Source organism: Paenibacillus dauci (genome assembly GCF_000971985.1).
Lineage (GTDB): Bacteria > Bacillota > Bacilli > Paenibacillales > Paenibacillaceae > Saccharibacillus > Saccharibacillus dauci.
In genome coordinates this window covers 899,360-920,258 of record NZ_LAQQ01000001.1, presented here as the reverse complement: position 1 = coordinate 920,258, position 20,899 = coordinate 899,360, and the positions used below count along the sequence as shown (strand labels likewise).

Below are 20,899 nucleotides of genomic sequence, written 5' to 3'. Positions count from 1 at the left end.
TATGGTAAAATAATCTCTGGCTATTTGCAAGACAGAACGGAGCGAAGGGGAGAGGTTCAATGAGTACAGTACGTTTAAATAAATTGCGTCAGGCCATGAAGGAACGCCAGCTTGAAGCGATGTTCATCACAAGCAGTGTTAACCGCAGATATTTGACTGGATTTACCGGTTCGGCAGGCTATGTTATCGTAACGGCAGAACAGGCTTATTTATTAACCGATTTCCGTTATATGACCCAAGCGCCTGAACAGGCCAAAGCGTTCACCGTGGTCGAGCATGCTCCAAACGTAGTGGATACGATCAAAGAACTGCTTTCCAAATGGGGTGTAGGATCGATCGGTTTTGAACAGGATCAGGTCCCTTACAGCAGGTATGCCGCTTACAAGCAGCATCTGGCTCCAGTGGAACTCGTACCGGTCTCCGGTATGCTTGAGGGCATCCGTAACTTCAAGGATGCAGAAGAAATTGCCATTATCGAACAGGCGACTGCAATTGCCGATCGTACGTATGACCATATTTTGAGCTATATCAAGCCAGGAGTTACCGAGAAGGAACTGGAATTGGAAATGGAATTTTTCATGCGCCGTCAGGGAGCATCCGGTCCGTCATTCGAGACCATCGTCGCTTCGGGCGTACGTTCTGCTCTGCCGCATGGAGTAGCCAGTGACAAGCCGATCGGTCATGATGAATTTATTACGTTTGATTTTGGTGCTATCTATAATGGATACGTATCTGATCTCACACGTACGGTATTCGTCGGTACACCGTCGGACAAACACCGTGAAATTTACAATGTTGTACTGGAATCCCAGCTGCATACGCTGCAGCATCTGAAACCGGGAATGAGTGGCAAGGAAGCGGATGCATTATCACGTGATATTATCACGGCACATGGTTATGGAGACGCCTATGGTCACAGCGCCGGTCATGGTATCGGTCTGGAAGTACACGAAGAGCCACGTCTGTCCAAGCTCAGCGATACTGTGCTGCAGCCGGGTATGGTGGTTACCGTGGAACCGGGCATTTACCTACCTGGATTCGGCGGTGTACGTATTGAGGATGATGTACTGATTACCGAAGATGGAATTCGTATTCTGACGCATTCCAGCAAAGAATTTACGATTTTACCGGTCTAAGCAGCTTCTTCCTGCACTTAGCAGGATCAGGAGTCATGTTTGCCGAATAAAATAAACTGGGATTGCTTCGATTGGACAGGCTGAACCCATTACGTTTGTAAAAACGCTAACAGGATACCTCCCGAACGTTCGCTGATCACAGAGTTTAACCCTTTAAACAGAATATCCTGTAGATTATGGGGTATAGTACAATATATAGGCAGTCTGCCGGACAGCTCTTCAGAGAACTGTTCGGCTTTATAGATAGGCGTATATTGTATCAAACTTGGCTTTACCATATATGAGGAGGCGTTATTTTGATTTCAGTTAACGATTTTAAAACAGGTTTGACCGTAGAGGTAGAAGGCAACATCTACTCCGTTATTGAGTTCCAGCACGTAAAACCGGGTAAGGGTGCTGCATTCGTGCGCTCCAAGCTGAAAAACCTGCGTAACGGTAACATTGTTGAGCGTACATTCCGTGCAGGTGAGACTATTGCCCGTGCACAGATCGAAAACCGTGGCGTACAGTATCTGTATGCAAGCGGCAGCGAGCATGTATTCATGGACAATGAAACCTACGACCAGTTCGAGCTGAACGAAAGTCAGCTGGAATGGGAACTGAAATTCCTGAAAGAAAACATGACAGTTAACATCGTTAGCTACCAGGGCGAGATTCTCGGAATCAACCTGCCAACATCTGTTGAGCTGGAAGTAACCGAGACAGAGCCGGGTATCAAAGGTAATACAGCTACTGGTGCTACGAAGAGTGCAACGATGGAAACCGGCCATATGGTTCAGGTTCCTCTGTTCATCAACCAAGGCGACAGACTGATCATCGATACACGCGAAGGTAAATACGTATCCCGCGCGTAATGATCTGCAAACAGGCGACTTCGCCATAATAGTGAAAGGCTGTTCCTTTATCCTTATGCAGGGTAAAAGGGACAGCTTTTTCTCTATAGATAAGAAATGCCTTGAAATTTGCGGTAGTACTTAGCGCGTTGTCGTATTATACTGATAAAGAATTAGTATTTTCATGCAAAAAAATGCATGTTATGCTGGATACGCTGTTCAATCCGGGCTGCGGCCTTGCTGTATGCCTGTATCAAGTAGGGAGTGAAGAGGTCTTGGCTTTGTACGTGATGAAGTTCGGCGGGAGCTCCGTCGGGGATATTGAGCGCATGCAACGTGTAGCAAAGCGCATTATTGAAAAGCAGGATGAAGGTCATCAATGTGTTGTAGTCGTCTCGGCAATGGGAGACACGACAGATGATCTGATTGACCAGGCACGACTACTGAATCCGAATCCGCCTGCGCGCGAAATGGATATGCTGATGACAGTCGGCGAGCAGATTTCTATTGCAATGCTGTCCATGGCGATTCACCAGCAAGGACGCGAAGCCGTATCCTTTACCGGTTGGCAGGCAGGTTTTGAGACCGAAGCGGACCATGGACGTGCACGGATCGTAGATATTCGTCCGGCCAAAGTACAACATGCACTGGATGCAGGCAAAATCGTTATCGTTGCCGGTTTTCAGGGAACAACGGCAGATGGTGAGATTACTACATTCGGACGTGGTGGCTCCGATACGACAGCTGTTGCACTGGCAGCAGCGATTCAGGCGGATACATGCGAGATTTATACGGATGTTGACGGTATCTATTCCACAGATCCGCGTATCGTCAAATGTGCACGCAAACTGAATGAAATCTCTTATGACGAAATGCTGGAACTGGCTAACCTTGGCGCTGCTGTACTGCATCCGCGCGCAGTGGAATATGCCAAGCACAACAATGTACGTCTCGTTGTACGCTCCAGCTTTAACTATAATGAAGGAACCGTGGTGAAGGAGGAAGCAAGCATGGAACAGGGAGCAGTAGTCAGTGGGATCGCTTACGATAAAAACGTGGCGCGGATTACAATCAGAGGGGTTAACGACCTGCCTGGTGTACTCGCCAAAATGTTCGGTGAGCTGGCATCCGCCAAAATCGACGTTGATATTATCGTGCAAAGTGGTGTCATGAATGGCAAAGCAGACTTTTCCTTTACCGTCAGTCTCGAAGATCGTCTGGGCGCGCTAAATGTGATCGAGAATATTGGCGTTGAGCTTCCTTATGATGAAGTGACTTCCGAAGTGGATCTGGTCAAAGTATCTATTGTAGGCGCAGGTATGGTCAGCCATCCCGGTGTAGCTGCACAGATGTTCAAAGCTATTTCCGATCAGGGAGTCAGCATCAAGATGGTCAGCACCTCCGAAATCAAAGTGTCCTGTGTAATCGAAGCAGGAAGGCTTAATGATGTGGTATCTGCGCTGCATACTGCATATGGTCTGGATACCGAAGAACAGGCATTTGTCGGCGGACCGCAGGATCGTCGCTAATTTCTGGATATAAAGTCAATAATATATAGCGTTATTTATGGCGGGAACATCATTTTAAAGAAGATGTTCCCGCCTTTTTCATGAATATGCTATAATACATAGCGTTATGTGAAATTACCCCTAACTGAGTGTTTTACATTATACTCAGGTTACAGGCAAAGAAGCCAAAGGAGTGAATTAATAGATGTTTAAATTAAACGAAATTAAAGAGCTGATTCAACTGTTGGATGAGACGTCCGTTCAGGAAGTTGAAATCGAAAATGAAGGTTCCCGTCTGGTAATCCGCAAGCCGGGTAAAGCAGAGACTGTCTATGTACAGGCTCCAACTGCTGCACCTGTTATGCAGCAAGCCAGTCAACCAACTGCTGCACCACAAGTAGCACCTACAGCCCCAGCTGCGACGGCAGCACCGGAAGTGGATCCGACTCTACATACCATTGCATCTCCAATGGTCGGAACGTTCTACCGCTCCCCTTCTCCAGAAGCGGGTTCATTTACAGGTGTAGGCGAGAAAGTAACCCACAAATCCGTCGTATGCATCATCGAAGCGATGAAGCTGATGAACGAACTGGAAGCGGAAGTGAACGGAACGATCGTTGAAGTGCTTGCTGAAAACGGACAGCTCGTTGAATACGGACAGCCTCTGTTCCTGGTAAAACCGGAATAATCAGTGCTATTCGTGTATAAGGCCGGAGGAGGAAAAGCAAAATGAAATTTCAAAAAATATTAATCGCGAACCGTGGTGAAATTGCGGTTCGTATTATCCGTGCATGTCGTGAACTCGGCATCTCTACAGTAGCGGTCTATTCCGAAGCAGATCGTGATTCACTGCATGTTCGTCTTGCGGACGAAGCTTATTGCGTAGGACCTACGCTGTCCAAGGACAGTTATCTGAATCTGACCAACCTGATGAGTGTAGCGACACTGACAGAATGTGATGCGGTACACCCGGGTTACGGATTCCTGGCAGAAAACGCGGATTTTGCAGAAATCTGTGAATCCTGCAATATTACCTTTATTGGACCATCTCCCGATGCGATCAACCGTATGGGAGACAAATCCGAAGCGAAACGTACTATGCTGGAAGCAGGCGTACCGGTTATTCCAGGTTCCGACGGTATCGTCGAAGATTTGGATGAAGCGGTGAAAATCGCACGAGGAATCGGTTATCCGGTCATCATCAAGGCAACTGCCGGTGGTGGCGGTAAAGGGATTCGTCTGGCAGAAGATGAAGAGTCACTCGTTAAACAGATTACCAATGCCCAGCAGGAAGCCGAGAAAGCTTTTGGTAATGGCGGCGTATATCTGGAGAAATATCTGACCGGTATGAAGCACGTTGAAGTGCAGATTATCGCTGACCGTCACGGCAATGCCGTGCATCTGGGCGAACGTGACTGTTCCGTACAGCGTCGCCGTCAGAAACTGGTCGAAGAAGCACCATGTCCGGTACTGTCTCCGGAGCTGCGTGCCGAAATGGGAGCAGCAGCTGTACGTGCAGCACAGGCGGTTAATTACTCCGGTGCCGGGACGCTTGAATTCCTGCTTGGTCAGGATGGCCAGTTCTACTTTATGGAGATGAATACGCGTATCCAGGTAGAACATCCGGTAACGGAGATGGTCACTGGTGTTGATTTGATTCAGGAAATGATCCATGTGGCTGAAGGCAACCCGCTTTCCTTTACCCAGGAAGAAGTAAAAATCAACGGCTGGTCGATCGAATGCCGTGTGAATGCGGAAGACCCTGAGCGCAACTTTATGCCAAGTCCCGGCAAAATCGGATTCTACCTGCCACCAGGTGGTCCAGGTGTACGTGTCGATAGTGGCGCATATCCAGGTTATACGATCTCGCCTTATTATGATTCGATGATCGCCAAGCTGATCGTATGGGCACCCACACGTGAAGAAGCGATTGCCAAAATGAAGCGTGCACTGGATGAATTCGCGATTGAAGGTATTCATACAACAATCCCGTTCCATATGCGTCTGCTGAGCCATGAGACGTTTGTGCGCGGTGATTTTGATATCAAGTTCCTCGAAGAAAACGAGGTATAATCCGGTTTGTCAACCAAACAGGGACGTGTTATATTTAGTTTATCTGGCAGGAGGTGTATAAAATGAGTACATTACCGACTGAATTCGAACGGACCGATATTGGAGAAATCCAGATTGCACCGGAAGTTATCGAAGTGATCGCCGGACTGGCTACGATTGAAGTGAACGGTGTAGCCGGAATGAGCGGTGGCTTTGCCGGTGGGATTGCTGAGTTGCTCGGACGCAAAAATCTGTCCCGTGGCGTAAAAGTGGAAGTTGGACAACGTGAAGCAGCTGTAGACGTATCTGTTATTATCAAATACGGACACCGTCTGCCTGAAGTGGCGGCTGAAATCCAGCGCAACGTCAAACGTTCAATCGAGACCATGACCGGACTGAATGTCGTAGAAGTAAACGTACAGATCCATGATGTTCATCTCGAGACAGTAGAGCGAATTGAAGAGACTGAGTTTACACAACGTGTGAAATAAATGAGCAGCATCAATCTGCTCAATACTGAACCCCCGACGTCACTGTCAGGGGTTTACTATAATGTAAGGAGGTCGCACATTCTTGGCTAAAATCATGGATCGGCTGTTATTGTTTATTTACAGCCTGAGTATTGGAATTTTATCTGTGCTGGCGATCCTGCTGCTAAGCGGACAGGTGCCGATGGAGCTTGATTACCGGAATGAGCAGACCCTTTATATTACCGTCATTGCGGTGGCGGTTATCCTGTTCCTGCTGAGTATTCGCTTTTTCTATGTATCGATCCGTACCGAGCGTGGTCATCTGAATGCTGTTCATCAGCGTACGGAATTCGGTGATATACAGATCTCGCTGGAGACGATTGAGAATATGGCGCTCAAAGCAGCAGAGCGTACACGTGGAGTTCGTGATGTCAAAACACGCGTACGTGTGGTAGAATCAGGTCTTGAGATTATGATCCGGGCGATTGTGGATGGAGAGCATTCCATACCAGGTCTATCGGAAGAAATGCAGAAAAGTATTCAAAAACAGATCGAGGATATTACCGGTATTCCGGTCTCGTCTGTTGCTGTATATATTGCCAATATCGTTCAGTCCCCTGCCTTCAAAAGCAGAGTGGAGTAGAAGGGAGTTCTCCTGATGATGTGGAAAGCGATCTGGGACACTCACGGTGGACGAATCCTTGGCGTACTTGCCGGTATCGGCTGCGGCATACTGTATCTGACCATTGGCTTTTGGGATATGTTGTTCTTTGCATTGTTAGTGTTCATAGGTTATATCGTCGGCCGTAACCGGGATCTCCGGTTGGGTCCAACCATTCCCTGGCAACGGATCAGCGAATGGCTGGCAGACCGCTGGCGTCCATTTCGTTGAACCCTGTCATACATCATTCCCGGATTGCAATCCTATTTATAGCAGGCATTACCGGGAATGCTGAATGGCAGGTTTTTTTGTTGGTATGGACAGATTCTACGTTTATATAACACAGGAAAACAACCGGTGTTCTTTTTCGTGAAGACAGCGGATTTGATAAACCGGCAGGTGCTGGCCACCTGACCGTGAAAAATACAAGGTGAGCGTTCCGTAATGGATATTGCATTAGATCCATACACGCAATCACCAGGAGGATAATTAGTAATGAAAAGAAGATTAGCGCGGGAAATTACCGTACAAAGCCTGTACCAGATGGAAATGAACGAGGTAAAAGCAGAAGAAGCAATTATGATTCTGCTGGAAGAAGCAGCCGCCGATAACGAATCCGAAGTCGAGCTTAGTGATGAAGCCCAGCTCAAAACGTATGTACTCGACGTCGTTAACGGGATCTGGGAGAACAAGGAAGCGATTGATCAGCTGCTGGTAGATTATTTGCAGAACTGGCAGGTAAGCCGTCTGTCCCGTGTAGATCGTCAGATTCTGCGTTTGGCTGTCTATGAGATGGTATTTACCGAAGGTGTTCCAGCCAAAGTTGCTGTCAACGAAGCAATTGAACTGTCTAAGCATTTTGGAACCGAAGAATCCGGCAAGTTTGTTAACGGCGTACTCGGCAAAATGATTCATGACCTGGACAAATTGAAATCCCAAAAAGGCTGATAAACCGCAGCTAACGAATAGCATCCGCACCCTAGAATAGCCCACTGCATGAAAATCAATGATGGTAAGCTTAACCCTTATGCGTTACCCTATCAAAAATTAATTTTCTGAACAGATAAAGGAGCGATTATCATGGCAGCAACAATCATTAGCGGTAAACAGATTTCCGAGGAGATTCGTCAAGATATCAAACAGGAAGTGGACAAAATGAAAGCAGAAGGCTTCCAGCCAGGTCTGGCGGTTGTCCTCGTCGGTGATGATCCGGCTTCACATGTTTATGTACGCAATAAAGAAAAGGCCTGCCATGATCTGGGCTACTATTCCGAAGTACATCGTTTGTCGGCAGAGACTTCCCAGGAAGAACTGCTGGAGATGGTTCACAAGCTGAATAATCAGGATAATATTCACGGGATTCTCGTACAGCTGCCGCTACCGAAGCAGATTGAGGAGAAAGCAATTATCAACGCTATTTCTCCCGAAAAAGATGTGGATGGATTCCATCCGATCAATGTAGGGAATCTGGTCATCGGCGATGACAGTCTGCTGCCATGTACACCGGCTGGCGTGATCGAGATGATCAAGCGTACCGGTATCGAAATGTCCGGCAAGCATGCCGTAGTCATTGGCCGCAGCAATATCGTCGGCAAACCGGTCTCCCTGCTGCTGCAACGTGAGAATGCGACAGTAACGATGTGTCATTCCCGTACAACCAATATGAAAGAAATTGCCCGTCAAGCAGACATCCTCGTGGTAGCAATCGGTCGTGCCAATTTTGTAGATGCCAGCTACATTAAGCCGGGTGCAGTAGTTATTGATGTGGGCATGAACCGTCTGGACACTGGCAAGCTTGCCGGTGACGTCGATTTCGAAAGTGCCAAAGAAGTATCCGGTCCGATTACTCCGGTGCCGGGCGGCGTAGGACCGATGACGATTACCATGCTGATGAAGAACACGCTGGTAGCTGCCAGACGTGCCTACGGTTTGAACTGAGAAAGGGGATCTTATGCAGCAACAGCAGCGTATATACTCCATCAAGGAGATTAACAAATATATCCGGATGAAAATGGAGTCCGATTCGCTGCTCTCCGAAGTATGGCTGAGAGGCGAAATCTCGAACTTCACTCACCATTCCAGCGGACATATGTATTTTACCCTTAAGGACGAAAGCAGCCGTATCAAATCGATTATGTTTGCTTCGTACAATCAACGTCTTCCTTTTATTCCAAAAGAAGGCGCGCGCGTGATCGCCAAAGGCTATATCTCGGTATACGAACGGGATGGTCAATATCAGTTCTATGCTACCCAGATGCAGCCTGATGGTATTGGCAGTCTTTACCTCGCGTATGAACAGCTCAAGCAAAAGCTTGAACATGAAGGTTTATTTGATTCTGCACGTAAGCGTCCGCTACCACAGTATCCACGTACGATTGGTGTCATTACTTCACCAACCGGCGCGGCAGTACGGGATATTTTGACTACCATTCGCAGACGCTATCCCGTCGTGAAGATTGTAGTCTATCCGGTACTTGTACAGGGTAAGGGAGCTGCACCATCCGTAGTCAAAGCAATTCGCAATCTAAACCGGATCGGTGAAGCCGATGTGCTGATTGTCGGTCGCGGTGGGGGTTCACTGGAAGAGCTATGGGCATTTAACGAAGAAATGGTGGCTCGTGCGATTGCGGAGTCCCGGATTCCAGTCATTTCGGCTGTGGGTCATGAGACCGATTTTACAATTGCCGATTTTGCTGCCGATCTTCGTGCTGCCACTCCTACGGCAGCCGCTGAACTGGCGGTACCGAATATTATTGAACTGCGCGCTCAGGTGCAGCAGATGCGTCGTCAGCTCAGACAGGGACTACTTCGTCTGTCCCAGCGTCAACGTGACCGGTTGAATCGTCTCAAGCGCTCGCCGGCTCTGCTGCATCCACAGCGTCAGCTGGTGCAGCATATGACCCGGCTGGATATGCTGGAACGTCGTCTGACGAGCAGTCTGCAGCGCCGTGCTCATATCCAGCGTGATCGTCTTGGGCGTTCCAATCAGCGATTGGCCAGACATAATCCACAGGAACAGCTGATTTATGCACGCAGACGTACGGATACCGCACGTCGTCAGCTGGAACTTCGTATGCAGCAGATTTTACGGCAAAAACAACAAAAACTCGGCTTCGGCCTCAAACAGCTGGATGCTCTGAGCCCCCTCAAGGTTATGGCCCGGGGATACAGCCTTGTATACGATGAACAGCAGGAACAGCTCGTCAAGTCTGTCAATCAGGTGACGACCGGTGAGATGATCACCGTCAAGCTGGAAGACGGACAATTGAATTGTCAGGTACAACATATCGAGGAGGCGGACAACAATGGCAAAGGCAGCAAAGGAACAGGAGCTTAATTTTGAACAGGCGATGGACCGGCTGGAAGAGATCGTCTCCGAACTGGAGCATGGCGATGTTCCGCTGGAAAAAGCAATCGATCTTTTTCAACAGGGAATGAAGCTGTCTCAGGTATGCGGCTCCAAGCTGGAAGAAGTGGAACGCAAAATTGAAATGATCGTGGAGGAAGACGGAGAACTGCGCAAAAAGCCTTTTGACAGCGCAGAAAGCGGTGAACCGATTGAGTAACCGTCCGGAACTGAAGCAGTATATTCAGGATATTTCCACCTATATGGAATCACATCTGCAAAATGCCCTGCCCACGAGCTGGCAGGTGCCGGATACACTGCAGCAATCCATGCTGTACTCGCTTATGGCAGGAGGCAAACGCCTGCGTCCTGTATTTGTCATTGCAGCCGCAGAAGCGCTTGGAGGCAGCAGGGAAGCTGCTGCTCCGGTTGCCTGTGCAGTGGAAATGGTGCATACGTACTCACTCGTTCATGACGATTTGCCTGCTATGGATAATGATGATTACCGGCGCGGCAAATTGACCAACCACAAAGTGTACGGTGAAGCGATGGCTATTCTGGCAGGAGATGCACTGCTAACGCATGCTTTTCATAGCGCAGCGGGAGCTCTTCAAACAGGTGTCCCTGCAGAAGCTGTCGTAGCCATCATCAGCGATCTGGCAGAGTATGCAGGACCGCGCGGTATGGTGGGTGGTCAGGTAGCGGATATGCAGGGCGAGCAGGGAATGACCGAACTGTCTCAGCTGCAGTACATTCATCTGCACAAGACAGCAGATTTGTTCATGTTTTCCCTGACAGCTGGAGCACGTACAGCGGGAGCCACGGAATCACAATTGGCTGCACTGCGCCAATTTGGTTCGGATATCGGCCTTGCTTTTCAGATTCAGGATGACATTCTGGATGTGATTGGCGACGAAGCCAAACTGGGCAAAAAAACGCAAAGTGACAGCAAGCTGCAAAAAGTTACCTATCCGTATTTCATCGGTCTGGAAGAATCGCAGCGGGAAGTAGCCCGTCTGACAGCGAGTGCCAAGGCAGCGCTGCAGCAGGCCGGACTGCAGGATTCGAGCCGACTGGAGGAAATTGCTGACTATCTGGTGCAACGTGATCATTAAAGGTTACGTATAGCCATGAAGGTTCGTCTATTCTATAGATAAGCGACACTTAGTGCCGCAAAAGTGACAAGATTTCGAAATAAGTCATGCTTGTGGTATAGTGAATAGTAATAATATATCGAAGAATAGCTGAATAAAATCAATTTGGATGTACATTAATGTGTCCAAAGGAAAGCGGGGAAATGGTGTGCTGCTTCCACAGATTCATCAACCAAGTGATCTTAAAGATCTGACAACAGAACAATTAACCGTACTGGCAGGAGAGATTCGTCAGTTTCTGATTGAAAAATTATCGGCAACCGGCGGACATCTGGCCTCCAACCTCGGGGTCGTGGAGCTTACCCTGGCACTGCATTATTTGTATGACAGTCCCAAAGACAAGTTTATTTTTGACGTAGGACATCAGGCGTACGTGCACAAAGTACTTACTGGACGCATGGATCGTTTTGATACCCTGCGTAAATACAAAGGATTATGCGGCTTTGTCAAACGAAATGAAAGCGAACACGATGTGTGGGAAGCTGGTCACAGCAGCACGTCGCTGTCTGCTGCCATGGGTATGGCACTTGCGCGTGATTTCAAAAAAGAAGACAACAAAGTCGTTGCCGTAATCGGCGACGGCGCACTGACTGGCGGTATGGCTTTTGAAGCATTGAACCATATCGGTCATGAACAGCGCAAACTGACCGTGGTACTGAACGATAACGAAATGTCCATCGCACCGAATGTAGGAGCCATGCACAAATATCTGGGCAAAATTCGCTCGGATAAAGGATATCTTCGTGCCAAGGATGAAGTTGAGCAGTTGATCAAAAAAATCCCGGCGATTGGCGGTAAAATTGCCAAAACGGCAGAAAAGCTCAAGGATACGCTGAAATATGCAATGGTATCCGGTGTACTGTTCGAAGAGCTGGGCTTTACCTACTTTGGACCGGTAGACGGACATGATCTGCCCAAACTGCTGGAAACATTCCGTCAGGCAGACAATGTGGATGGTCCTGTACTGATCCATATTGTGACGATCAAGGGTAAAGGTTATCTGCCGGCTGAAGCGGATTCATACAAATGGCATGGAATTACGCCATACAAAATCGAATCCGGTCAGGTCGTTAAAGCTGCGGGTCATCCAATGTATACCGAAGTATTTGGTCAGACACTGATCGAACTTGCGGAGCAGGATGAGCGTATTGTAGCTGTAACACCGGCGATGCCAGGTGGCTCGGGATTGTTCCCGTTTGCCAAGCGTTTCCCGGATCGGATGATTGATGTAGGTATCGCGGAACAGCACGCAGCAACAATGTGTGCGGCTCTGGCCATGGAAGGCATGAAGCCGGTCTATGCGGTATATTCTACCTTTATGCAGCGTGCATACGATCAGATCGTTCATGATATTTGTCGTCATAATGCAAATGTAATGTTTGCGATCGACCGGGCCGGCTTTGTCGGAGCGGACGGAGAGACTCATCAGGGGGTATATGATGTCGCCTTTATGCGCCATATTCCGAATATCGTGATTATGATGCCAAAAGATGAGAATGAACTGCGTCACATGATGAAGACGGCGCTTGATTATAATGAAGGCCCTATTGCTTACCGTTATCCACGTATTAACGGTCTTGGTGTAGCAATGGATCAACAGCTCGTTCCAATCCCGATCGGTACCTGGGAAAAAGTCCGTGAAGGCGATAATTATGCGATTCTCGCTTCTGGACCGATGGTACAGATGGGCATGGAAGTTGCTGAAGAACTCAAGCGTGATGGCATGAACGTGGCTGTAATCAATGCCCGTTTCATGAAGCCACTGGATGAGCAAATGCTGCTGGAATTGGCGGACAAGGGTACACGCATGCTGGTTGTCGAAGAAGTATCCCAGGCAGGAAGCATGGGTAGTGCTGTACTGGAATTCTATGCTGCCAAAGGGCTGCATGATGTGACAGTAGGTCTGATGGGTATACCTGATGAATTTATCGAACATGGCAGCATTAAGGATCAGCAGTGTGAAGCAGGCCTGACACCGGAAAATATTGCCGCATCTCTGCGCGCACTGGCTCCCGGCAAAGCCTGGACGTTCCAGAAAAATTCCGTATAAATTACTGGTACCTGGAATACAACGGTGATATCGCAGGAACAAACTTTTTGTATCAAAAATTGTTCTGCATAACTACCGACAGTAACAAGTAAAATCGATAGTAACGAAGCGGGAGGGCATCTTTCCGCTTCGTTTGCTGTTTGAGCGGATGAATGAATGTTTATATCATTTTCACTGTATGCTCTAACGTTAATGTCAGGTGTGGCAGTACAATAGATGAGAGCTGCATAAGTATCTCATAGCAACTTGGCGTTCTACTCAGATAACAACCATCCCCACGGATTTATTATTAAAATGAAGGTAGGAGTTACTTACCATGGCAAGTGATAAAGAGCGGGTTGACGTACTACTCGTAGAGCAGGGCTATTATGAAAGCCGTGAAAAGGCCAAAGCAGCAGTTATGGCTGGTCTGGTCTATGCCGGCACCGAACGTTTGGAAAAGCCGGGAATGAAGATTGGCCGCGATACAGCGCTGAATGTTAAAGGCGCTATACATCCATATGTAAGTCGCGGTGGTCTGAAGCTGGAAAAGGCACTCAAGCATTTCGGGATTGATATGACCGATCGGACGATGCTGGATATTGGTTCATCTACTGGAGGATTCACAGATTGTGCGCTGCAAAATGGTGCAGAATATGTCTATGCGATTGATGTAGGTTACAACCAGCTGGACTGGTCGCTGCGTAATCATCCTCAGGTCTGTGTAATGGAGCGAACTAATTTTCGCTATATGACGCCTGATCAGCTGGAAGGTCCCGTGCCGAACTTTGCCAGTATTGATGTATCCTTTATCTCGCTTCGTCTGATGCTGCCTCCGCTGAAGGACCTGCTGGACAAGCCAGCGGATATCGCAGCGCTGATCAAACCTCAGTTCGAGGCCGGACGGGAGAAAGTAGGCAAAACCGGCGTTGTACGCGATCCCAAAGTTCATCAGGAAGTACTGCTGAATGTATTATCTTTTGCCCGGGAAATGGGATATGTATTAAAAGATCTTACATTCTCGCCGATTACAGGGGGAGAGGGCAATATCGAGTTCCTCGCTCATTGGTATCTGCCATCCGGTGAGGGAGATGATACGATCGAGCAGCTGGATATACTGGATATTGAGCAATTAGCTGCCAAGACAGCCGCAGAAGCCTCACATACCTTTAGAGGTGGAGCAGCCAAACACCAGTAAAGTGGATGTAGAGCAGCCATACAGAGGCAGTACGGCTTATAAAAAGACGTGTAAAATAAAGTTAAAATGACAGTGAGCCGACACAGAAAAAGCTTGCTGCTAAGCTTCACGCTGGCAGCAGGCTTCTTGTGCTGGAGACTGGAGCAGCTGGAAGACAGGAGATAACGTTGTAAAAAATTTAACGATTAAAGTTTTATTTGGCTATTGATTTACGAACAGATATTCCTATATAATGAGAACGAACGTTCCGCCCAATAACCATTTTGGTACAGGGTTGGACCTTACTGTTCTGGATGTTACAATAGGATAATGTGCGAAGCTGGATTGAATGTCGTTAAATGGACTACAATATTTTCCATTTATACAAAGGATTATACCTGATCCATAGCGAATAATTATAGGTCTGATTGCATAAGATAAACCTATTATTCACAGGTATTTACGACAATAATCACTTGCATGCTAACTATAGAGCATACCATTAACGGAGGTCTGTATGAAGGGACAGCGACATATCAAAATTAGAGAAATTATTACACACCAGGATATCGAGACACAGGACGATCTGGTTGAAGCATTGCGTCAAGCGGGCTTCCAGGTTACCCAGGCTACCGTATCCAGGGATATCAAAGAACTATTGCTAATCAAAATTCCGACGGATGACGGAAGATATAAATATTCTTTACCAACGGATCAACGCTATAACCCCGTGCAAAAGCTCAAACGTGCACTGGTGGACAATTTCCTGCAAATTGATTTTACGACCAATCTGGTAGTTATGAGATGTCTGCCCGGTACAGCCAACTCCATTGCGTCCCTGATCGACAGCATGGAATGGTCACAGATTATGGGTACCATTTCCGGTGATGATACGATGCTGATCATTTGCCGTACCGAAGAAGACAGCCAGAAAGTAATCGAGCAGATTATGGGATTCATCTCCTAGTTACAGAATCTGCATGATCCATGCGTCGTATTCAATGCAGCCAGTCTGCGATTTGCCGGAAGTATAGTCTATGGTGAAAAGCGTTGCTCCCTAGTCTTGTACACGAAGAGGAGTGAGCTCCATGCTGGTCATGCTGAGCATTAAAAACCTGGCTGTTATTGAAGAAATCGACGTTTACTTTCATAAAGGATTCCATGTACTGAGCGGTGAGACCGGTGCTGGTAAATCCATCATTATCGATGCGCTCGGTCTTATTGCAGGCGGAAGAGGCTCAGCGGATCTGGTTCGTTACGGATGCGACAAAGCAGAGATGGAAGCGCTGTTCGAACTGCGCGCGACCCATCCGGTATGGGATACCTTATCCCGTCTCGGTATTCAGGGAACAGCAGAGGAGCATTTGGTTATTCGCCGTGAAGTAACAGTAAATGGCAAAAGCACCGGACGCATTAACGGGCAGCTTGTCAATCTGTCGATGCTGCGTGAAGTAGGCGAACAGCTGGTTAACATCCATGGTCAGCATGAGCATCAGTCTCTGATGAAGCCGGAACGTCATCTGGGATTGCTGGATACATTCGGCGATGTCAAGATCGGTCCGGTCAAAATGAAATATCATGAGCAATACAATGCCTATATCAAGGTTGAACGCGAATTGCGTGATCTGCAGGAAACCAGTCAAAAAACGTATCAGATGATGGATCTGTATCGCTTCCAGCTCGAAGAGATCTCTTCTGCGAATCTGCAGCCAGGTGAAGATGAAGAGCTGCAGGAAGAGCGTCTGCGCCTTGCACATAGCGAGAAAATGATGGATTCCGTATCAGGTAGCTATCATAATCTGAATGGTGATGGCAGCATGGGCGCACTTAGCGTAGCATTGTCCCGTCTGGGCGATGTATCCCGCTATGACTCCAAGAATCTCGATCCTATTGTAGAGCAGCTGCAATCAGCCTATTATCAGCTGGAAGATGCTGTATACCAGCTGCGCAGTTACCAGGAGAATATTGAATTCAATCCGGGACGTCTTGAAGAAGTGGAATCCCGTCTGAATCTGATCTCCGGACTACGCCGCAAATACGGAGAGAATGTAGAACAGATTCTGGAGTATTATGAGAAAATCCAGCATGAGACAGATTTGCTGGAAAATAAGGATGAACGTCTGCTTGAGCTTACCGACAAACGTGATAAGCTGCGTACTAAGCTGTTGGAGACTGGCGAGAAGCTGAGCAAACTGCGCCGCGAATGTGGACGGGAACTTGCCGAACAAGTAGAGGCAGAGCTGAAGGATCTGCAGATGCAACGTACTTCACTGCGTGTCAATATTGATTATATTGAAGATGCGAATGGTGCATGCTGGAATGGCCGTAATATTCGCATTACCCGCCAGGGTATCGATACAGCAGAATTCCTGATTTCACCGAATCCAGGTGAACCGCTTCGTCCACTCGGCAAAATTGCTTCCGGTGGTGAGCTGTCACGTATCATGTTGGCACTCAAAAGTATCTTTGCGCGTCACGATCAGGTACCTGTACTTGTATTCGATGAAGTAGATACTGGGGTTAGCGGCCGGGCAGCACAGTCGATTGCCGAGAAGCTGTTCAAGTTGTCTTCGGAATGCCAGGTATTCTCGATCACTCACCTTCCGCAGGTCGCTTGTATGGCAGATCATCAATATCTGATTGAGAAGCAGATTGTTGGGGATCGTACAGCTACCCGTGTTGTATCCTTGCATGAAGATGGCCGGGTCGATGAACTGGCACGTATGCTGGGTGGCGTGGAGATTACCGAGAAAACGAATCATCATGCTCACGAGATGCTCAAATTGGCAGAAGCACGCAAAGATGATTCTTCCTATGCCGTACATTAAGTTGCAATTGATGGATCTACCGACTGTAATCTATGGTGTGATTACTTAGCGGGATCTGCTCATTTCAGTATACAACCATAATTATCACGAGGAGAGCTTAAAAGAAGCTCTCCTTTTTTATAGTCGATACATAAATACCATGTATTATTTGAAAAAATGGCAAAAAAACCCGATTTTTGTTTTCGACAGAAGGGATTATAATAAAAATGTCGAAACTATATAAAGTAAGGTGAAAAATCAACTAGACGATTGAATATTGTCGTATGGATATGAGTAATATGAGCAAGATCTCAAGAAATAATAACTATTTTAACCAATGACCCAAGGGGGAATTTTTGATGTCTACTATTCGAGTACTACTGGCTGATGATAACCGCGAATTTACCAATATGCTGGCTGAATATATTTCCAATCAAGAAGATATGGAAGTAGCAGGGGTCGCTTTTAACGGAGAAGAAGTATTGAAGACGATCGAGCAGCTGCCTGAACTGCCGGATATACTCATTTTGGATATTATTATGCCGCATCTGGATGGATTGGGTGTACTGGAACGTCTGCGTGATATGAACCTGAATCCAACGCCAAAAGTGATTATGCTGACGGCATTTGGTCAAGAGAATATTACACAACGTGCAGTGCAGTTGGGCGCTTCCTATTACATTCTGAAGCCGTTTGATATGGAAGTACTGGTCAGTCGGGTGCGTCAATTGGTTGGTATACCGGTGACGGCAGGCGGTGGCACTATGCAGCCTTCAGGCACGAACAATACAATTAACAAATCATCGCTCTCTTCACCACCAAAAAGCCGTAATCTGGATGCCAGTATTACAGCCATCATCCACGAGATCGGTGTACCGGCTCATATTAAAGGATACCAGTATCTGCGCGAAGCGATTACAATGGTATATAATAATATTGAGATTCTGGGTTCGATTACCAAAACACTATATCCGGCAATCGCTGATAAATTCAAAACGACACCATCTCGTGTAGAGCGAGCGATCCGCCATGCGATTGAAGTCGCTTGGACCAGAGGGAATATTGACAGCATCAGCCATCTGTTTGGCTATACCATCAATATCAGCAAATCCAAGCCAACCAATAGCGAATTTATTGCGATGGTAGCCGACAAGCTGCGTATTGAAAATAAAGTGTCCAACTAACTCATCGATTTTCAAAAATATATCTGCACTTATCGAATCTATAACAAGATCAATAAACAAAACAATAATCAACTAACTAGATCCTGGCAAAAGCGTTCATCTTTAATAGGTGAACGCTTTTATGGTGTCATACACAGTGTATATGCTTGAAAGAGGGTATCATTACTAAGTTATAGATAGCAGTATTTCTTCGATGGTACAGTATTATTTTTCACGGATATACTGTTCATTCTAGCAAGTCTTTTTAATCAAAAGCTTATTTATCTTGTTTATAAAGTAATTCATTTTCTCACGTGCACAATGTACGGTAATAAGGAGGAACCATTGTTGTCTAGATCCCACAATCCATCTAGCGGAAAATCAACTTCTCATGTGAATTCCAAGCAAGCGCAGATACAAAATTTCACAAAACTACCCATTTCCTTGAGAGAGCATTTACGGGCCGATTGCGAGCAGTGTGTAGGGCTATGCTGCACGGCACTGGCTTTTAGTGCTTCGGCTGATTTTAATATGGACAAGCCTGCCGGACAGCCATGCCATCATTTACAGGAAGATTATCGCTGTGGCATTCACAACGAACTGCGTAATAAAGGATTCCGTGGCTGTACGGTCTACGACTGTTTTGGTGCAGGTCAGCAAATTGCGCGTTATACATTTGATGGAAAGTCCTGGCGGCAGCAAGAAACAGCGCAGAAGATGTTTGAAGTCTTTCCAATTATGCTGCATCTACATGAACTGATCTGGTATCTGGAGCAGCTTGTTACAATGGACGCAGCTGCAGCCTATCATACAGCAGCATCTGAACTGTCCAGAGAGCTGCTATCATTGACATATCTGGATCCTGCGAAGCTGCTGAAGCTTAATCGAGGCGAGCTTCATATGCGTGTAAATGTACTTCTGACAGAAGGCAGTGAACAAGTACGTTCTGAGGCGCGACGTCTATATCTTACAGCAGATAAGCAGCCGCGTAATTATGAACGTGGAGTCGATTTGATTGGCAAAAATCTGCGTGCTGCTAATATGGTCGGTACTAATCTACGGGGAGCATACCTAATTGCTGCTGATCTGAGAAAGGCGGATTTACGTGGAGCCGATCTGATTGGAGCGGATCTAAGAGATGCTGATATACGCGATACTAATCTGAGCGAAACTTTATTCCTGACGCAATCCCAGATCAATGCTGCGATAGGCAGTGAAAGTACTATTTTGCCAGATGTACTGCTCCGTCCTGCTCACTGGCAGGTGAAATAACATGCATGAGCATCAGCATACTGCTGTCTCTATGCTACCAATTCATACGATTTCATCAAAAGCCAGGGAAGATTTCTTTGTAAACCAGTGGGGGAGTACAGAAATGATTGTCTCTAGCGGAGTCTATCATTGTCTGGAACTGGATGGATATGCGTCTGTAACATCAGATCGTTTTATTAATGGTATGATTACGTTTGTAACACGGTTGCCGGAATCCATCTGTGAAATCATTTCACTGGATAGTCTCCAAAAAGGCAAGGGAATAGGCAGCCAACTATTAATAGAGTCTGAGCAGACTGCTATGTTGGCAGGTTGTAGGGAAATGCGGATGATTACTACCAATGATAATCTGGAGGCACTTCGATTTTATCAGAAAAGAGGATACAGGCTGACAGCTGTGTATCCCGATGCTGTTCATCAAGCCAGATTACGTAAGCCGTCTATTCCACTTGTCGCGGAGAATGGAATTCCGATCAGGGATGAGCTATTGTTAAGCAAACTGCTTTGATATTGATTTCTTATGACTGATTTATAATTGTTAAAATTACAGATGATACAGATAGATTGAAAAATGGTCTATAATTCATTACAATTTAACAGTATCGCAGGATCGGCAGATATTAGCGCGATCCACCGCATAAAGGAAAGGCAGAGAAAATAAATATCACCATAGGCTACAGACCCTGGTAGTTGATGTGAATAACGGATAGATTCTGTCATATTTCTCTGTAGTATACAAGCCTATCAAACAAGAATGAATGGAGGAGACAATATGGAAAAGATGAATGCTTGGGTATTCGTTATCGCTACATATGTAGTAGCCGTTGGTGTATTTTTCGGCACATGGAAAATTAGCGATCTGCTGTTCTTCCAGTAAGTCGGCATAAAAGTTAACTTGGCTCTGCTGCACGATCATTTGTTTCGTGATCGACTATTTCCATCTTTCTGTACATATTGGACAATAGACAGACGGCAGGAAAAATAAAGGGCTATCCGTTATCTACGGAAAGCCCTTTATTTTGTAATTTGCTAAACGGTTATATTATTCTGCACATCCAGTTACCACCATGCCTGCAGATTCGATTTTATCGCATACATATAAACAGAAATCAGATTAGAATAAAGAAAATATTTTTCGGCGTCAGAATAAACCCTCCACAATAGCTTCCGGAATAACATTTGCTCAGCATTTCAGCATTTCAGCATTTCAGCATTTCAGCATTTCAGCATTTCAGCATTTCAGCATTTCAGCATTTCAGCATTTCAGCATTTCAGCATTTCAGCATTTCAG

General features: G+C 46.7%; 20 protein-coding genes. All 20 read left to right on the top strand.

Features of this window, described 5'->3' with window-relative positions; genetic code table 11:
• Positions 1 to 59 precede the first annotated feature (59 nt).
• The 20 genes from WH46_RS11380 to WH46_RS11285 all read left to right on the top strand — a co-directional run bounded on the left by WH46_RS11380 (position 60) and on the right by WH46_RS11285 (position 20,116).
• Positions 60 to 1,136 carry a M24 family metallopeptidase gene (locus WH46_RS11380; protein ID WP_017815287.1) on the top strand — a complete coding sequence of 359 codons (1,077 nt, stop codon included), beginning with the start codon at positions 60 to 62 and terminating at the stop codon, positions 1,134 to 1,136.
• Positions 1,137 to 1,432: 296 nt separating this feature from the next.
• Positions 1,433 to 1,990 carry an elongation factor P gene (efp, locus tag WH46_RS11375; protein WP_017815286.1) on the top strand — a complete coding sequence of 186 codons (558 nt, stop codon included), beginning with the start codon at positions 1,433 to 1,435 and terminating at the stop codon, positions 1,988 to 1,990.
• Between the two features lie 254 nt (positions 1,991 to 2,244).
• The gene (locus WH46_RS11370; protein ID WP_046227230.1) at positions 2,245 to 3,498 is read left to right on the top strand and encodes an aspartate kinase; all 1,254 of its coding nucleotides are present in this window, start codon (positions 2,245 to 2,247) and stop codon (positions 3,496 to 3,498) included.
• A 184-nt stretch (positions 3,499 to 3,682) separates the two neighbouring features.
• Positions 3,683 to 4,165 (top strand): acetyl-CoA carboxylase biotin carboxyl carrier protein, encoded by a 483-nt coding sequence (gene accB, locus WH46_RS11365; RefSeq protein ID WP_046226756.1) that lies wholly within the window; start codon positions 3,683 to 3,685, stop codon positions 4,163 to 4,165.
• A gap of 41 nt (positions 4,166 to 4,206) precedes the next feature.
• Positions 4,207 to 5,550, top strand: coding sequence for an acetyl-CoA carboxylase biotin carboxylase subunit (gene accC / locus WH46_RS11360; RefSeq protein WP_017815283.1), 1,344 nt, complete (start codon positions 4,207 to 4,209; stop codon positions 5,548 to 5,550).
• A gap of 62 nt (positions 5,551 to 5,612) precedes the next feature.
• Positions 5,613 to 6,020 (top strand): Asp23/Gls24 family envelope stress response protein, encoded by a 408-nt coding sequence (locus WH46_RS11355; protein ID WP_017815282.1) that lies wholly within the window; start codon positions 5,613 to 5,615, stop codon positions 6,018 to 6,020.
• Positions 6,021 to 6,102: 82 nt separating this feature from the next.
• Positions 6,103 to 6,642, top strand: coding sequence for an alkaline shock response membrane anchor protein AmaP (gene amaP, locus WH46_RS11350; RefSeq protein ID WP_017815281.1), 540 nt, complete (start codon positions 6,103 to 6,105; stop codon positions 6,640 to 6,642).
• A 15-nt stretch (positions 6,643 to 6,657) separates the two neighbouring features.
• Positions 6,658 to 6,891 (top strand): DUF2273 domain-containing protein, encoded by a 234-nt coding sequence (locus tag WH46_RS11345; RefSeq protein ID WP_046214944.1) that lies wholly within the window; start codon positions 6,658 to 6,660, stop codon positions 6,889 to 6,891.
• A 264-nt stretch (positions 6,892 to 7,155) separates the two neighbouring features.
• Entirely contained in the window at positions 7,156 to 7,608 is a 453-nt protein-coding gene (gene nusB, locus WH46_RS11340; RefSeq protein WP_046226755.1) for a transcription antitermination factor NusB, read from the top strand.
• Positions 7,609 to 7,740: 132 nt separating this feature from the next.
• On the top strand, positions 7,741 to 8,598 hold the full coding sequence (gene folD / locus WH46_RS11335; RefSeq protein ID WP_046226754.1) for a bifunctional methylenetetrahydrofolate dehydrogenase/methenyltetrahydrofolate cyclohydrolase FolD: 858 nt from the start codon (positions 7,741 to 7,743) through the stop codon (positions 8,596 to 8,598).
• A 13-nt stretch (positions 8,599 to 8,611) separates the two neighbouring features.
• Entirely contained in the window at positions 8,612 to 9,997 is a 1,386-nt protein-coding gene (gene xseA, locus WH46_RS11330; protein WP_046226753.1) for an exodeoxyribonuclease VII large subunit, read from the top strand.
• Complete coding sequence (xseB, locus tag WH46_RS11325; protein WP_017815276.1) at positions 9,966 to 10,226, top strand: exodeoxyribonuclease VII small subunit; 261 nt, start codon at positions 9,966 to 9,968, stop codon at positions 10,224 to 10,226. The genes xseA and xseB overlap by 32 nt, the downstream gene beginning before the upstream one ends.
• 43 nt (positions 10,227 to 10,269) lie before the next feature.
• On the top strand, positions 10,270 to 11,121 hold the full coding sequence (locus WH46_RS11320) for a polyprenyl synthetase family protein (RefSeq protein WP_231584350.1): 852 nt from the start codon (positions 10,270 to 10,272) through the stop codon (positions 11,119 to 11,121).
• Positions 11,122 to 11,308: 187 nt separating this feature from the next.
• Complete coding sequence (gene dxs / locus WH46_RS11315; RefSeq protein ID WP_046227229.1) at positions 11,309 to 13,210, top strand: 1-deoxy-D-xylulose-5-phosphate synthase; 1,902 nt, start codon at positions 11,309 to 11,311, stop codon at positions 13,208 to 13,210.
• 316 nt (positions 13,211 to 13,526) lie between these two features.
• Positions 13,527 to 14,387, top strand: a complete 861-nt coding sequence (locus WH46_RS11310; protein WP_046226751.1) for a TlyA family RNA methyltransferase — start codon at positions 13,527 to 13,529, stop codon at positions 14,385 to 14,387.
• A gap of 496 nt (positions 14,388 to 14,883) precedes the next feature.
• A complete protein-coding gene (ahrC, locus tag WH46_RS11305; protein WP_017815272.1) occupies positions 14,884 to 15,333 on the top strand; it encodes a transcriptional regulator AhrC/ArgR in 450 nt (149 codons plus the stop codon).
• Positions 15,334 to 15,454: 121 nt separating this feature from the next.
• Positions 15,455 to 17,194 (top strand): DNA repair protein RecN, encoded by a 1,740-nt coding sequence (recN, locus tag WH46_RS11300; protein WP_017815271.1) that lies wholly within the window; start codon positions 15,455 to 15,457, stop codon positions 17,192 to 17,194.
• Between the two features lie 338 nt (positions 17,195 to 17,532).
• Positions 17,533 to 18,357 (top strand): sporulation transcription factor Spo0A, encoded by an 825-nt coding sequence (spo0A, locus tag WH46_RS11295; RefSeq protein ID WP_017815270.1) that lies wholly within the window; start codon positions 17,533 to 17,535, stop codon positions 18,355 to 18,357.
• Between the two features lie 327 nt (positions 18,358 to 18,684).
• Positions 18,685 to 19,608, top strand: coding sequence for a pentapeptide repeat-containing protein (locus WH46_RS11290; protein WP_331458225.1), 924 nt, complete (start codon positions 18,685 to 18,687; stop codon positions 19,606 to 19,608).
• Between the two features lies 1 nt (position 19,609).
• The gene (locus WH46_RS11285; RefSeq protein ID WP_197088270.1) at positions 19,610 to 20,116 is read left to right on the top strand and encodes a GNAT family N-acetyltransferase; all 507 of its coding nucleotides are present in this window, start codon (positions 19,610 to 19,612) and stop codon (positions 20,114 to 20,116) included.
• Positions 20,117 to 20,899: the final 783 nt, after the last annotated feature.

Coding starts and splice junctions, on each gene's coding strand:
- WH46_RS11380 (WP_017815287.1), top strand. CDS start 60: ATGAGTACAGTACGTTTAAATAAATTGCGTCAGGCCATGAAGGAACGC.
- accB (WP_046226756.1), top strand. CDS start 3,683: ATGTTTAAATTAAACGAAATTAAAGAGCTGATTCAACTGTTGGATGAG.
- accC (WP_017815283.1), top strand. CDS start 4,207: ATGAAATTTCAAAAAATATTAATCGCGAACCGTGGTGAAATTGCGGTT.
- WH46_RS11355 (WP_017815282.1), top strand. CDS start 5,613: ATGAGTACATTACCGACTGAATTCGAACGGACCGATATTGGAGAAATC.
- WH46_RS11345 (WP_046214944.1), top strand. CDS start 6,658: ATGATGTGGAAAGCGATCTGGGACACTCACGGTGGACGAATCCTTGGC.
- nusB (WP_046226755.1), top strand. CDS start 7,156: ATGAAAAGAAGATTAGCGCGGGAAATTACCGTACAAAGCCTGTACCAG.
- folD (WP_046226754.1), top strand. CDS start 7,741: ATGGCAGCAACAATCATTAGCGGTAAACAGATTTCCGAGGAGATTCGT.
- xseA (WP_046226753.1), top strand. CDS start 8,612: ATGCAGCAACAGCAGCGTATATACTCCATCAAGGAGATTAACAAATAT.
- xseB (WP_017815276.1), top strand. CDS start 9,966: ATGGCAAAGGCAGCAAAGGAACAGGAGCTTAATTTTGAACAGGCGATG.
- WH46_RS11320 (WP_231584350.1), top strand. CDS start 10,270: ATGGAATCACATCTGCAAAATGCCCTGCCCACGAGCTGGCAGGTGCCG.
- WH46_RS11310 (WP_046226751.1), top strand. CDS start 13,527: ATGGCAAGTGATAAAGAGCGGGTTGACGTACTACTCGTAGAGCAGGGC.
- ahrC (WP_017815272.1), top strand. CDS start 14,884: ATGAAGGGACAGCGACATATCAAAATTAGAGAAATTATTACACACCAG.
- recN (WP_017815271.1), top strand. CDS start 15,455: ATGCTGGTCATGCTGAGCATTAAAAACCTGGCTGTTATTGAAGAAATC.
- spo0A (WP_017815270.1), top strand. CDS start 17,533: ATGTCTACTATTCGAGTACTACTGGCTGATGATAACCGCGAATTTACC.
- WH46_RS11285 (WP_197088270.1), top strand. CDS start 19,610: ATGCATGAGCATCAGCATACTGCTGTCTCTATGCTACCAATTCATACG.